The following is a 13,431-nucleotide window of genomic DNA, read 5'->3' as shown; positions in this document are numbered from 1 at the left end:
AGAACTATGTCATATTCGTGCCTGGTGTTCGAGATAAACGACGCCAAGCCCTCTCATCAGTTTAGCGAGCAAATAGCATTCTTCATTATCAAGCGCGGCTCCGCCCATGCTGGCGATCCGCTCGGTTTTATTGACAATCATTCCATTTTCTTTTTCCACAAAAGAAGCATCACGCGTTTCCTTGAGTCGCTTGGTGATGGCGTCATACATCCATTCCCAGTCTTTTTCCTCCCATGTACTGCTGCCCGGAGCGCGGTACAACGGTTTTGTCAATCGCTTTTCGGATGTGTAAAGCTGCCTTAAAGTGGTTCCTTTTGAGCAAAGCTTTCCTTCGTTGATTGGGTTGTCGGGATCCCCTTCTGTGTACACAACTGTGTTGTCTTTTGTGTGGACAAGGATTCCGCACCCTACGCCGCAATAGCAGCAAATGGTTGGCGTTACTTTTGCTTGGGCAATTTTAAGTTCTTTCGATTTCGCATAAGCTGATTTTTCATCAAATCCCAGCTCGACGATGGCCAATGTGGCCGCGGTGGCGCCTGACAGTTTTAAAAATTGCCGGCGGTTCAGGTTGATTTCAACCATTTCTGTGTCTCCTTCCCTTAATTAACCTAGAGCATCCCTTTTCTCCCTTAATCCAGAGCAAGCTGGTGAACAGCCCCTCCAATTCCCTCCTCCCCATAAACTTCTGCAGCCGCAGTCTCCCTTAGGTCGCTATGGACCCTTCCTGCCGAGGTATAAATGACGGCCATTTTCCCCCTTAAATAGCCAACAACCTCTATATTTAAATATTTGGCTAACTGGACAGCCTGCTTCGTTGCGGCAGTCCTTGAACCTATGACGGCAAAGCCAAATTTTGCTGCCTTTGAGAGCATTTCATAGGAAACCCTTCCTGTTGTCAGAAGAATAAGCTTCTCTGGATTGAGGCGGTTCCTGACGCAAAAACCTATAATCTTGTCGACCGCGTTATGGCGGCCGATATCTTCACGGACAGTCATGAGGCCTTCCGCATCAATGATGCAGGCGCCATGCATGCCTCCCGTTTCCAAATAAAGCGTCGAGCATTGGGCGAATTCCGCCCGTTTTTTAAGCAAATAGCTTAATGGATACCTCTGGTTCGAACGGATCTTTTCAAACTGTTTTACATCCGTCATCGAAAAAAACGTTACCCCCCGCCCGCAACCGGCGGTATAATGCTTTTTCTTGGAGAACAATTTCTCCCCGTCAAACGGATTGGCAAGCGTTACCTGGAGGGTCGCAGTCCCTTCATGGAAAGCAACTTCCTCTATGTCATCGGCAGACTCGATCATCCCTTCGGAAAAAAGATAACCGTATGCCCAGTCCTCCAAATCGGATTTCGTCAGCTGGAAAACGGCAATTTCATAGCCGTTGACCGAAAGATTAATAGGGTACTCATCGGGACAGCTTTTCCTGTTCATTGCCTTTCCTCCCTCACATGTTCTGGCAAGAATAACTCGCTATTTTAATTGTAAAAATGGAAATCTGTTCAAGCAGTGATGAACATCACTAACCCGTTTCCGGATGCCTTTGTGCTGCAATCCCCTGATAGTAAAGGAAATTTACACGTTACCTAATAAAATTTATAGGAAAATCATGAAATATGGTGGCTAAGATTTGACAGTTCGTTTGCATATTTGTGTCTTTTATTTGTAGAATTTGTGAATCGCATAGTTATACATCGTGTTAATGTATAAAACACTACTTTTCATGAGAGCGGTTTCAACTATTGCTACTCTGTAAACCTTCTTCTTTCTATTAGATTAATGCCGCAGGAGGGCTTTTGCAGTAATAATTATCACGGCAGCTCCCAAAGTCATAAAACCGTAACAAATTTCGCCTCCCGAAAAGAAGGGTTCCGTTTCCTTTACAAACGTGCATCTTCATGAGTAAAATTAGGAATGAATTATATTAAATCAGATGATATTGGATTGGGATGAGAGTGGACAACCCATTTTTCATCCAAGCAGAAGGAGGCAACAGCATGTCGATTAAAAAAGTTATGACGATTGCAGGTTCAGATACAAGCGGCGGAGCTGGCATTCAGGCCGACCTGAAAACGTTCCAGGAGCTTGGAGTATACGGGATGACCGCGTTGACAACGATTGTCACTATGAAACCCGAGGGGTGGCACCATGAAGTCCATCCGCTGCCTGTCGAAACGCTGAAGACACAACTGGAAACAATCCTTTCCGTTGGGATTGATGCAATGAAGACTGGAATGCTCGGAACGGTGGAAATCATCGAACTCGCCGCTAAAGTTATTGATGAGAATAAACTCGGTAAAGTTGTCATCGACCCGGTCATGGTTTGCAAGGGCGAGGATGAGGTTCTGAATCCTGAAACAACTGATGCAATGCGCGAACTGCTTGTTCCGCGGGCGACTGTGGTCACTCCGAATCTCTTCGAAGCGGGCCAGCTTGCCAAGACAGGCCCAATCAGGAACATGGACCAAATGAAGCAGGCGGCAGCCATCATCCATGAACAGGGCGCCAAATATGTCATCATCAAGGGCGGCAGCAAGTTTGACCATGAAGGCAAAGCTGTGGATTTGCTGTTCGACGGCAAAAACTACAAATTGTATGAAACTGAAAAAATTGAAACAACCTATACCCACGGGGCGGGTTGCACATACTCCGCTGCGATTGCAGCTGGACTTGCGAAAGGGCAGGAAGCGGAGCAGGCAATCGATACAGCAAAGGCCTTCATTACAGAAGCCATTAAACACGGCTTCAAGCTAAACGAATATGTAGGGCCGACCTGGCAGGGTGCCTACCGAAACCTTCATAAAAACGCATAAAGAAATAAATCTGAAAGATCCGGGACAAGATTAGAAAATTGCGTCCCATTCTTGCGGCGCCTGGCCATGAGTCTGGCTCCAAAGCTTTAAACAGCGGGCCGGGATTGCTTCCGGCCCGCTGTTGTTTTACGGGACAATTAGCCAAGTGCATTGCTTTCGCATTCCAATCCAGTTTTTAGTATGATAAAAGGATTAAAGGGCTTTACAGAAGTAGCAGTTGAATCTGCAGGGAAGGGGAATTTATATGGAACCAGTCATCATGGCCGAGGTCCAATCCGCAATCGACAAGTTTTGCGGACAAGAGGTTTACATCCATTTGGAAACCACAAATGGAGCCTATGCTTCCCATTTTGACCAGTCATTCTTTTCATCGGGGGCCCATATCCGGAACGCCAAGGTCACGTACGAACTCGGCAAAATCACAGGCACCGGACCGTACCGTGTAGGGCTGAAAATACCCCTTGGCTGGGTATACGCGGAAGGGATTACCCATTACGAGGTAGATGAAAAAGGCCGCCTGTTGATGGCGGGGCACGATTACAGCGGAAAACTCGCGGTTGCCCTCCAATTAAGCCCTACGCCGTTTGAATAAGGGCATCATGAAGAATAATCCTAAAGGAGATTTGTATATGGAAAAGGAACGCCATGTGCTCGTAGTCTTTCCACATCCGGATGATGAGGCATTTGGGGTATCGGGGACAATCGCCACGCACACAAAGAACGGGACACCCGTTACCTATGCATGCCTGACTCTTGGGGAAATGGGAAGGAATATGGGGAACCCTCCTTTTGCGACAAGGGAATCACTACCGCTGATCCGCAGGGGAGAACTTCAGGAAGCTGCCAAAGTGCTTGGAATTAAGGATTTGCGCATGCTTGGCTACAGGGACAAAACGGTTGAATTCGAGGATGAAGGAAAGCTTGCCGCCGAGATTTCATCCATAATCGAAGAGGTTGACCCTTCGCTGATTATTACATTTTACCCAGGCTACTCTGTCCATCCCGACCATGAGGCGACTGGAAGGGCAGTGGTGCGCGCAGTCAGTGGAATCGCTCCGGAAAAAAGGCCGAAGCTCCACTGTGTCGCATTCGCGAAAAACTGCGTCGAGGAACTCGGGGAAGCCGACGTTGTCCATGACATCACTCCGGTTGGAGACATAAAGCTTCAGGCAATCAAAGCCCACCGTTCCCAGACACAGCTGATGGCGAAGGATATGGAAGAGAAATTGAAGAAACAGGACCCGCAAACGATGGTTTGGGTCAACGTGGAACGGTTTTGGACATATCAATTTTAACCCGGTTTAACGGGATTTTTGGGGTTCACCAACGGATTAGATAAAAACACCCGGCTGGCGGTTGCCACCGGGTGTTTTTCACCCCTCGTTTGGATGGTATGGACCGTTTCAGCTTCAAAAACCTCCCGAAACGGTCTTCAGAACATCTGTCCTTATTTGGAAGCTGGTTCATTTCCTTCCAGTGCATCCTTCAAGTACTTCATCTGGTTGCCGTCTTCTCTCTTGAGCATGTTGACAATGAACCGCTTTGTCAGGGCCATGACGATGCCGCTTGTTTTAATATCGGCTTTGAAATGGGCATTCGTTCCTTCTTCTATTTCATCAAAGCTATACTGGTAGGTCGATTCAAGCCCGTTCACATTGCTTCGGTACGAAAACAATTTATTTTCTTCATATTCCAAGATTTCGAGTTCATTTTTTGTTTCACGGCCCCTGATCAGGCGCGTTTCGACTACTTTATCACCCGGCTTCAAAGGGCCGGGGCCCGGCTTATCAATTTTGACTATATTCGGCATGATTTCCGGCATGTAGTCCATACTGCTGACAAACCTGAAAACCTCGCTGACCGGTTTATGGATGATGACACTTGATTGAAAGTCCGCCACTTCTTTGCACCTCACTATATACTTCTCTTTTTACTATTATATATTGTTTTCTTAAAAGTTCACTAACCGCGGGGGAAAAGTCCCCAAACCTATTGTCGAAATTTATTTTTAAAAAGTGAGTGATTACTCACTTTACTTTTCCAGCCTGTTAGCATAAAATAAAATCAGAAAATGAGTGATTACTCACTCCAATAAAGAAAGGTGGATTGTTATGGGAAACAGCTCCATCGTTTCAATTAAAAACATTTCAAAGTCTTTTGGTAAACAGAAGGTTCTGGACTCTATTAATCTGGATATTTATCGAGGTGAAATTTTCGGCCTGCTCGGTCCCTCCGGCGCGGGGAAGACAACCATTGTCCGGCAGCTGGTCGGCCTTGAAATCCCGACAGAAGGGGAGAACTGGCTGTTCAATGAAAAAATGCCCTCACTTAAGCTAGTTGAAAAAGCCGGGTACATGTCCCAGGCCGACGCCCTCTACCTGGAGTTATCGGCAAAAGACAATCTTGAGTTTTTTGGCGCGCTCTATGGATTGAAAGGGAAAAGGCTGAAGCAGCGAATAACCGAAGTAATGGAAATTGTGCAATTGAGCGGTGACTTGAACAAGCTTGTGTCCAACTATTCCGGAGGCATGAAACGGCGTCTTTCTCTCGCGGCAGCTTTACTCCATGAACCGGAACTGCTGATCCTGGACGAGCCGACAGTAGGGATCGACCCTGTATTACGGAAATCCATTTGGGAGCGGTTTTACCACCTGAAGGAAAAGGGCACAGCTATCATCGTGACAACACATGTAATGGACGAGGCGGAGAAGTGCGACAGACTCGGCATGATTCGCGACGGGAAACTGATAGCCGTTGGAACGCCAAAAGAGTTAAAAAATAACACTGGTTCCGATACAATCGAGCAGGCATTCCTCGTTTATGGAGGTGCGTTATAATGCGAATCAAGGCACTCGTAATCAGGATATTAAGGCAGTTTTTGCGCGACAAGCGGACGATGGCGCTCATGATCCTTGCCCCGATCCTGATCCTGACAATGCTGAATCTCGTCTTTAACGGCAGGGATTATATCCCGAAGGTTGGGCTCGTTGGTTTTCCGGAGCAGCTAATGGAACAAATGGATCTTGATGATGCCAAAATAAAGGACTACTCCTCCACCGAAGCCGCGGGAAAAGCATTGAAAGACGGCAAGCTGGATGGATACCTGTCCCTTAAAGGGCAGAAGCCTGAAATTAAGCTTGAAGGCAGCGATCCAACCGCGAACCGCGCATTCATGCTTTGGGCCCAAAAGGCATTTAAGCCCGTTCTCCCCAACTCGAATATACAACAACTAGATGTCGACTATTTGCACGGCTCGGCGACAATGAGCCAATTTGATTTCTTCGGCCCCGTCCTTCTCGCCTATTTCGCATTCTTCTTTGTCTTTTTAATCGCGGGTGTATCCTTCCTGCGGGAACGGACGAGCGGAACGCTTGAAAGGCTGCTGGCAAGCCCGCTAAGGCGCTGGGAAATTGTTGCGGGGTATGTTCTCGGTTTCGGGATTTTCACAACCATTCAGGCATCAATCATCACCTGGTATGGAATCTATATTCTTGATATGCTTATGGAAGGGTCGTTCCTGCTCGTCCTATTGACGATCCTGCTCCTTTCCTTTACAGCACTGACGCTCGGGATCCTGCTGTCCGCTTTCGCGAATAATGAAATGCAGATCATCCAGTTCATTCCGCTCGTTATCGTGCCGCAGGTTTTCTTCTCGGGCTTGTTCAACCTTGAAACGATGTCCGAGTGGCTCAGCTGGATTGGCCCGCTCACACCTCTTTACTACGCAGCCGACGCGATGCGCGACCTGATGGTGAGAGGCTATGGATTAAAGGAAATATATCCGGACCTATTCCTTTTGTTCGGTTTATCCATCCTATTTATGATATTGAATGTTGCTGCGTTAAAAAAACACCGAAAGATGTAGCAATGCTGAAAGGAGATTGCCCATGACAGGCGAGGAAATTTCTATAGAGTTCCTTTTAGAAGAGGACGAATTAACCGATAAGCAAAAGAAAATCCTGGTTGCCGCGATTGAGTCGTTTTCCGAAAAAGGTTATGCGGCAACCTCGACAAATGAAATTGCCAAAAAGGCGGGCGTTGCCGAAGGGACGATTTTCCGCCATTACAAAACAAAGAAGGATCTGCTGTTGAATATCGTAGCTCCGGTCATGGCGAAGTTAGTCGCTCCGTTCGTCATCCGGGACCTCGATAAGGTGCTGAACAAACGCTTCGATACATTTGAGGATTTCCTTCGGGCGATGATTGAAAACAGGCGGGAATTCATTGAAAAAAACGGGCAGATTATCCGCATCCTTCTTCAGGAAATTCCGTTCCAGCCCGAGCTCCGCGAACAATTCAAGGAGCATGTCGCAACAAGGCTGTTTGAGCGGTTTACGAAAGTTGCCGTCTACTATCAGGAGAAGGGGGAGATCATTGACATTCCTCCTCTGAGCGCGCTCCGGTTGACGGCCTCCTCCATCATTGGCTATTTTATCGCCAAATACCTGATCATCCCGGAATCGGAATGGGATGACGAGGCTGAAACGGAACGCACAATCCAATTCATCCTGAACGGGCTTGGCAAGGGAACGAAATGACAAAAGAGGCTGCCGGTTAAAAGGCAGCCTCTTTTGGTTTTAATCATTTTTCCGTTAAAAGGGACCCTCCACTCTTTCCAAAAACATCCGCTTACCTCATGCGAACCCGGTACAGTTTATCATCCGTATCATCCGGTGTTCCCCGTCCATCTGTATTGTTGCTGACGAAATACAGATAGTCCCCGTCAATGAGCACATCGCGAATGCGGCCAAGTCCATTAACGAATTCACGCGTTTTTTTCCCTGCAAGGTCGATTTCCCTGACCGCATTTCCCCTTAATGTTGCGACATACAGTTTATCGCCGCGCGCCGCCATGCCGGAAGGGGCCCATGTTTCCTCACCCGACTGGAAGAGGGGTGTTTCCATTCCCTGCTTTTTCTCAGTCCCCATAATGGCTGGCCAGCCATAGTTTTTGCCGGGCTTAATTTCGTTTATTTCATCATGGGCGGACTGCCCATGCTCGCTTGCGTACATCGTCCCGTCAGCCGTCCAGGCAATCCCCTGCGGATTACGGTGCCCGTAGCTATAGATATACGAACCGGGAATTGGATTATCAGACGGTACGCTTCCATCAAGGTTCATCCGGAGGATTTTTCCCCCGAGAGTTTCTAGGCTTTGGGCAAGATCGGGATTTGCTGCATCCCCCGCGGTAGTATACAGCTTTCCGTCCGGGCCAATCTCCAGCCTTCCCCCATGGTGGACCGCCCCGCTTGGCAGGTTGTCAATCAGCGTCCTCTCTTCCGACCAGGCCCCGTTTCGATGTGAAAGGGCAACCACACGATTTTTCTGGCCTGATGAATCATTATACGTATAGTAGGCATAAGCCGTTTGGCTCGAGAGGAAATCAGGCGGAAGGACAAAACCAAGCAGCCCCGCTTCGGATGCGTCGGAAAGCTTTTCCTTCAGCATGACCCTTTGCCGCTCTGATTTCCCGTTTTCAATTTTCACAATGGAACCGAGCCGTTCGGAAATGTAGAAAGTTTCCCCCGATTTCTCTATAGACCAAGGGATTTGGAGATTTTCATCAATTATTTCAGCCTTCCCCTGCAAAACAGCCGGCGTGTCTTCAGGCGCTTTCTTTCCCGGCTCGGCCTTCCTCTCTGGAAAACATCCACCTAATATGAAAGTGGCCAGAACAACAAGCAGCGGAATCGATTTCTTCATTCGCTTCAACTCCTTCACGTACATGTTAAGCAGCCAGTTTCCTTATTTCTTGTTGGTCTCTTCCCGTTTTTTAAAAATAACCGGTCCCCACATCATTTCAGCCGAGATACTTCGAACCCTCCCGCCGGCTAAGCGCAGCAAGTTTTGAGTTTTGGATGAATTCCCTCACTGAGTCCGGATTCGTTTTTGAATACTCCCGAAGCGCCCAGCCAATCGCTTTCTGGATAAAGAATTCCTTGCTATCGGCATTTTGCCTAATGTATGTATATAATCGCTGTTCATCCGTTTCGTTTTTATATTTCAGCTGGTGGAGGATTGCAGTCCTCCTTAGCCACATATGATCGGAAACCGCCCATTTGTCAATTACAAACGGGATTTCCTCCGGGGACCTCGCCGCGAGAACACCGACAGGGTTTGACGCAAGGGCATCGACAGTGTCCCACCATGATTTCCCTGTAATCAAATCCTTCGCCAGCCACAGGGTTTCCGGTCCCAATTTCCTGTTGAATTTCGCCAGGTAGCCGAGAGCCGTATACTGGTATTCCCGCTCCGGCAGCTCCCAGAGCATCCGCACAAACCTTTCGTCAAACGGCTCCTTGTCGAGCCCGGTCTCCACGTAGAATGCTTTTTCCAGCTCCGCCCGCAGCGGTTTTTTAATTCCCAGGAACGGGAAGTGGTTCTTCATGTATTTTTCCATCCCAACTGCATTTTCAGGGCTGCGGTGTTCTTCAAAAAGATCCTTTAATTTTGAAATATACTTATCCATGGCAGTCTTCCTTTTTCAAAAACTTGTTATTTGTCCAGGTCCCAAGTTTTGTTGGTTAATGTGAACTCCTGGCAGACAATCGGCTCGCCATCTTCCTCGTCCCCATATTCATCATAATCAATCGCACACCTGTTATACACCTTCCGCCAAAACGCAATCGCCCTTTCATTCCGTGCAAGCTGCGCGACAAAATAGCTTCCTTCCCTTCCGCTAAAAATGGCATCGGCCGCCCGGCTCGCGATTCCTTTCCCACGGAACCGGTTGTAGACAAAGAAATCGTTAATCACATAATCCACTTTTTTTGTAAAAGGCGGCTCCAAAAGGAGGACGAATCCAGCCCGCTCCCCATCCGCCATAATAAAATAAGGATTGACCCCACCCTTTTCCCAAAAGAGGGGGAACGCATCGAATTCATACATCCCAGCCTCATTTTCCTTCAATGAATCCGAATAGGCGGTGAGGTCATGTAGGTAGAGGGAGTACATATTGGCAAGGATTTCGGCGTCTTGCGGGCCTGTTTTTTGTAAAAATACATCCATGCTGTCAGCTCCATCCAAATTATCTCTTTAAACTATTCTCTTTCAAGCTGGCGATATCCTTTGTATGAAACGATTCTCTCCAGACAAACTACAAAGGAAAAGGAAAGGGGGGTTAAGCATTGACGAAAAAATTCAACCGGGGCAGCCAAAACCAAAATTCTCCCGAGTCCGGACACTACCAAATGGAAATCGCCGAGGAAAACAGCGGGGATAACAGCAAAGGAAACAAGCGGAACAAAAATCAAAAGACAAAAACGAAATAATATTGTTTTCGTAAGCAAAAAAGTGCCCGGCTGCCAAGTGGCCGTAGCCGGGCATCTAGTTTATAGTCATCTTTGGAGCTCCTCCTTCACTTGTTCATAAATTTGCCGGGCTGTATCCGAAAAGGCGAATACGAGCAGTACAAGGAAAATCAGTATCAGTTTTTTCACCCAAATGACTTCCAAGCCTGCAGAGATTAGCCCCATCACCAAGGAAAGCAAGAAGACAATACGGAATCGCCAGCGCCGTAATAACACCTTCATCACCTCCTCCACACTTTCAATAGCTCTCTATCTATCCGCATCGCACCCCTCCTCGCACCAAAAGTTGTGAAGAAACATTCAAACCTTCAAATAAATTAGGGCCGCATTCACAAGATGCAGGCCCTAAGCAGTTATTTCTTTTTCCTTTTCTCTATTGTATCGAATCCATACTCATACATCTGATAGAATTTTCCCATAGAAATCGCACCGAGGACCGCCAACGTTATCCACAGCAATTTTTTTACCCACACGACATCCACCAGTATCGCCAGGGAACCAAGTAGCAGACCAATTCCGAACAAGAAGAGCCATTGCTTGAATACCATTAAATTCTTCATTGCTCCCGCCCCTTCGCTATCAAGTATTTCCTATACTTATTAATACGGTACAGATTGGAAACGGATTCACTTATTTACCTAATTTTCTCATATCTTTTCCGAAAGTTCAAAGTAAGCGAAAAAAAGACGCCTGGATGCCCCGGGCGCCTGTTCATTGCCTGGTTAAAAACACCTAAATGACCTTATTCTCCGCAAATCGGTTCCGTAAAACGTCCACCCATTTCTCCTATAGCGCCAGCCCGCAATCGACGTCCGTCCGATAAAGACCGGGTAGAACCAAAAACTTCGTCCGCTGTTCATCCATATATAAGTGAAGCGGTTCCGGCAGAAACGAATTGCACCCGGATCGATGGCTAAAGAAGTCGCCCCTTGCGCTTCAAGAGGGGTTGCAAACGGCGGCGGCCCGGACGGCGGCCCGTCGTGTTCTCCCCCTGGAAACCCTCCCCCTGGGCCACCCCCAGGAAATTGTCCTCCCGTTTGCCCGCCTCCCGGGAACTGGCCGCCTGGCCCCCCGCCTGGGAATTGGCCTCCCATCTGCCCGCCTCCCGGAAACTGGCCGCCGGTTTGGCCTCCTCCCGGAAATTGCCTGTTATCCTCTACTTCCTGATAGGGTACTTGCCCATAAAAATACTCATTCTTGTTGTCTTCCATTCGTATTCCTCCTCCAATTAAACTTTCGACCTGGCCAATTCCCTTATTTGGCTGGCAAGCCTTTCGCGGATGGCTTCCACCTTTTTAAAATCCATCGCGGCTATATAAATTTTCTCCAAGTCATCATGCAGTTCTTTTGCTCTTGCAAGATGAGCGGTTGCCTCCCTCATCTTTGCTTTGTATCTTCCAGCTATCTCTGAGAGCCGGTCTTCAAAGATTTCGTCCGTTCCCTTCGGAAAAAGCAATTCGTACATATCGATGATTTCATCGCCGCCCCGGTTCGGAAAATATTCGTGCGGCGCGGTACTGTCGAAAATGGCAATTCCCAATTCCCGAAAAATGACCATGTCTAGGCTGTGCGGATCAAAACCACAATGATAAATCTCGACATCAAGCCCTCGCTCCTCGCCGCTTTTCGCGAGTTTTTTTAGCATTGTCGATTTGCCGCTTCCAGGCCTGCCTTTAATGAAATAACGCTTCTGGACATCCTCTGTCAGGTTGGGGACAAAGTCGACTGCTCCTTTTGGCGTGGCAGCCCCAAGGAAACGATGGCGGACCTCGCCCGTTTTGTTGAGTTTCATTTTTCCAAAAAACTGCTCAATCAGCTTTCCTGTCAGTTCATTTGCTTTTTCAAAATCCATGCTTTGGATATAAATCAATTCCCATTCATCATGGACGGCCAGCGCTTCCTTAAATGTGTCATACGCCTGCCTGAAAGCTTCGGATATGTGTTTGTTCAGCTTGATAATCGTTTCCTTTTCCTTGTGGAGCGCCGTGGAATCCCAAGCCTCGCCGAGATTGACGTATTCCTCAATTGCCCCTGGCGCGGACGGTTCAATGACGTGAGGGTGGGTCCCGTCGACTATCCCAGTTTTTAAGGCGGGGATCATGACCCCGTCAATTGATTTATTGTCCGAGGAACAATGCAGGTATTCTATGTCATAGCCCCGTTCATGCCATTCCCTGCCAATGGTTTTCATCAAAGATGATTTGCCGGTCCCGGGCCCTCCCTTCAGGATGAAAAGCCAGTCAAGCCCCTGCAGATTCGAGTCGTATAAACTGTAAAACCCCCTTGCGGTATTGCCCCCGGCATAGTAGTTCCTGATCTTGCCCGCCACATGAACACACCCCTTTTTCAGACATATGGACTGTTTCAACCACTATCATATGCAGCGCCCACCATTAGGTGAATGCCCAGTGCAAAAAATGGGCTTGGCCCATGTTCCAACAAATTTCGCGGCGTGTTTAAACCTTTTCTTCGCGGGAATAGTAGGAGTAAAGAAGCAAGTTACTCCTCCGCCCAAAAAGGCGGTTGATATAGATGGCAAGAAAAGCAGAAGCGCCTTGTTAGCCCCTATAAGCTTAAGATGGGCCCGCATGATTGGCCTGCCCTCCGGAGGGAACCGGCTTAGGGGCTAGGCGCTGAAGCCGGACAATTCTTAAAGGGAAAGGATGCTATCTTATCTTTCTAGGAAAAAGACTCCGATCTGGGAGTCTTTTTCTTCATATATGGGGAAAAAATGATAATATTGCTAAAAGCGGAGGTGGACTATGAGGGATGTAACACTTGAGAACATTTTCAAACACCGGATTGCCCAAAAATTCCTGAACCGCTCGGGCATGGCACATGCCATCGCCGTTTCCTACCACGCGTTCAATCTTGCGCGGGATCAGGGCCAGGATGTCGATATCGCCGCAAAGGCGGGGTTTTTACATGATATGGGCCACTATACGTGGTACAGGAACGGAAAATGGGATTACGAGCTGTACCGGAAAAATGATATCCATGCAATCAAAGGGGCAGAGCGCGCCCATAAGCTGCTGATCAGGCTCGGCGAGAATCCGGTCAAAGCAAAAACTATCGCGCTCGCCATCCTGTTCCATACCGATTCCTTCCTCCCCACCAACGACATCGTCCGGACACCCCTTCAGCAAATTGTTAAATGGGCTGACGAAAAGGATGAGGAAGAAGGCGGCATGCACCACTACCGAACAATTGAATACGACCGCGCGCTGAAGAGCATCATCCGCCTTGACGAGATGATTGATGCCTTTTTGGAAAAAGAAAACCCTGGCCAGAACCCGTAATGGGTTT

At 48.0% G+C, this 13,431-nt stretch carries 18 protein-coding genes; 8 read left to right on the top strand and 10 right to left on the bottom strand.

The features are described 5' to 3' along the window. Window positions 1-9 precede the first annotated feature (9 nt). Window positions 10-582 (bottom strand): twin-arginine translocation signal domain-containing protein, encoded by a 573-nt coding sequence (locus DRW41_RS23920; RefSeq protein WP_115451094.1) that lies wholly within the window; start codon window positions 580-582, stop codon window positions 10-12. A 47-nt stretch (window positions 583-629) separates the two neighbouring features. Further along, window positions 630-1,436, bottom strand: a complete 807-nt coding sequence (fdhD, locus tag DRW41_RS06115; protein ID WP_115451093.1) for a formate dehydrogenase accessory sulfurtransferase FdhD — start codon at window positions 1,434-1,436, stop codon at window positions 630-632. Window positions 1,437-1,999: 563 nt separating this feature from the next. Here fdhD and pdxK point away from each other — a divergent pair. The 3 genes from pdxK (at window position 2,000) to bshB2 (ending at window position 4,110) form a co-directional block, all read left to right on the top strand. Continuing rightward, window positions 2,000-2,815, top strand: a complete 816-nt coding sequence (gene pdxK, locus DRW41_RS06110) for a pyridoxine/pyridoxal/pyridoxamine kinase (protein WP_115451092.1) — start codon at window positions 2,000-2,002, stop codon at window positions 2,813-2,815. Window positions 2,816-3,059: 244 nt separating this feature from the next. After that, window positions 3,060-3,407 (top strand): YojF family protein, encoded by a 348-nt coding sequence (locus DRW41_RS06105; RefSeq protein WP_115451091.1) that lies wholly within the window; start codon window positions 3,060-3,062, stop codon window positions 3,405-3,407. A 37-nt stretch (window positions 3,408-3,444) separates the two neighbouring features. Next, window positions 3,445-4,110 carry a bacillithiol biosynthesis deacetylase BshB2 gene (bshB2, locus tag DRW41_RS06100; protein ID WP_115451090.1) on the top strand — a complete coding sequence of 222 codons (666 nt, stop codon included), beginning with the start codon at window positions 3,445-3,447 and terminating at the stop codon, window positions 4,108-4,110. Between the two features lie 152 nt (window positions 4,111-4,262). Here bshB2 and DRW41_RS06095 read toward each other — a convergent pair whose 3' ends face one another. After that, complete coding sequence (locus DRW41_RS06095; protein ID WP_222928835.1) at window positions 4,263-4,730, bottom strand: SRPBCC family protein; 468 nt, start codon at window positions 4,728-4,730, stop codon at window positions 4,263-4,265. 196 nt (window positions 4,731-4,926) lie between these two features. On the opposite strand from DRW41_RS06095, the gene DRW41_RS06090 reads away from it, so the two are divergent. From DRW41_RS06090 to DRW41_RS06080, 3 genes are read left to right on the top strand one after another with little or no spacing between them, the layout of a single operon-like run. After that, complete coding sequence (locus DRW41_RS06090; RefSeq protein ID WP_115451088.1) at window positions 4,927-5,652, top strand: ABC transporter ATP-binding protein; 726 nt, start codon at window positions 4,927-4,929, stop codon at window positions 5,650-5,652. After that, on the top strand, window positions 5,652-6,680 hold the full coding sequence (locus DRW41_RS06085) for an ABC transporter permease (RefSeq protein WP_115451087.1): 1,029 nt from the start codon (window positions 5,652-5,654) through the stop codon (window positions 6,678-6,680). The genes DRW41_RS06090 and DRW41_RS06085 overlap by 1 nt, the downstream gene beginning before the upstream one ends. Before the next feature lie 22 nt (window positions 6,681-6,702). Continuing rightward, the gene (locus tag DRW41_RS06080; protein WP_115451086.1) at window positions 6,703-7,353 is read left to right on the top strand and encodes a TetR/AcrR family transcriptional regulator; all 651 of its coding nucleotides are present in this window, start codon (window positions 6,703-6,705) and stop codon (window positions 7,351-7,353) included. A 91-nt stretch (window positions 7,354-7,444) separates the two neighbouring features. Here the strand turns inward: DRW41_RS06080 and DRW41_RS06075 are convergent, their stop codons facing one another. The 3 genes from DRW41_RS06075 to DRW41_RS06065 form a co-directional block, all read right to left on the bottom strand. Continuing rightward, complete coding sequence (locus tag DRW41_RS06075) at window positions 7,445-8,518, bottom strand: PQQ-dependent sugar dehydrogenase (protein WP_115451085.1); 1,074 nt, start codon at window positions 8,516-8,518, stop codon at window positions 7,445-7,447. 97 nt (window positions 8,519-8,615) lie between these two features. After that, window positions 8,616-9,284: a DNA alkylation repair protein gene (locus DRW41_RS06070; RefSeq protein ID WP_115451084.1), complete on the bottom strand. Its 669-nt coding sequence runs from the start codon at window positions 9,282-9,284 to the stop codon at window positions 8,616-8,618. Between the two features lie 26 nt (window positions 9,285-9,310). Beyond that, window positions 9,311-9,823 carry a GNAT family N-acetyltransferase gene (locus tag DRW41_RS06065; protein WP_115451083.1) on the bottom strand — a complete coding sequence of 171 codons (513 nt, stop codon included), beginning with the start codon at window positions 9,821-9,823 and terminating at the stop codon, window positions 9,311-9,313. A gap of 119 nt (window positions 9,824-9,942) precedes the next feature. On the opposite strand from DRW41_RS06065, the gene DRW41_RS22900 reads away from it, so the two are divergent. Next, window positions 9,943-10,086, top strand: a complete 144-nt coding sequence (locus tag DRW41_RS22900; RefSeq protein WP_181884442.1) for a hypothetical protein — start codon at window positions 9,943-9,945, stop codon at window positions 10,084-10,086. A 66-nt stretch (window positions 10,087-10,152) separates the two neighbouring features. On the opposite strand, the gene DRW41_RS06060 is transcribed toward DRW41_RS22900, so the two are convergent. The 4 genes from DRW41_RS06060 to DRW41_RS06045 all read right to left on the bottom strand — a co-directional run bounded on the left by DRW41_RS06060 (window position 10,153) and on the right by DRW41_RS06045 (window position 12,454). Further along, a complete protein-coding gene (locus DRW41_RS06060) occupies window positions 10,153-10,347 on the bottom strand; it encodes a hypothetical protein (protein WP_142752187.1) in 195 nt (64 codons plus the stop codon). A 131-nt stretch (window positions 10,348-10,478) separates the two neighbouring features. Beyond that, window positions 10,479-10,685 carry a hypothetical protein gene (locus DRW41_RS06055; protein ID WP_115451081.1) on the bottom strand — a complete coding sequence of 69 codons (207 nt, stop codon included), beginning with the start codon at window positions 10,683-10,685 and terminating at the stop codon, window positions 10,479-10,481. A gap of 162 nt (window positions 10,686-10,847) precedes the next feature. Next, window positions 10,848-11,336 (bottom strand): hypothetical protein, encoded by a 489-nt coding sequence (locus tag DRW41_RS22895; protein ID WP_245959364.1) that lies wholly within the window; start codon window positions 11,334-11,336, stop codon window positions 10,848-10,850. 17 nt (window positions 11,337-11,353) lie between these two features. Further along, entirely contained in the window at window positions 11,354-12,454 is a 1,101-nt protein-coding gene (locus DRW41_RS06045; RefSeq protein WP_115451080.1) for a PRK06851 family protein, read from the bottom strand. A gap of 433 nt (window positions 12,455-12,887) precedes the next feature. Here DRW41_RS06045 and DRW41_RS06035 point away from each other — a divergent pair, with 433 nt between their 5' ends. Next, complete coding sequence (locus DRW41_RS06035) at window positions 12,888-13,424, top strand: HD domain-containing protein (RefSeq protein ID WP_115451078.1); 537 nt, start codon at window positions 12,888-12,890, stop codon at window positions 13,422-13,424. The last annotated feature ends 7 nt before the right edge of the window (window positions 13,425-13,431 follow it).

Source organism: Neobacillus piezotolerans, assembly GCF_003362805.1.
Classification (GTDB): Bacteria; Bacillota; Bacilli; order Bacillales; family Cytobacillaceae; genus Bacillus_D; species Bacillus_D piezotolerans.
Note: the sequence above shows the minus strand (reverse complement) of the source record. Positions and strands in the feature narration are given on the sequence as shown.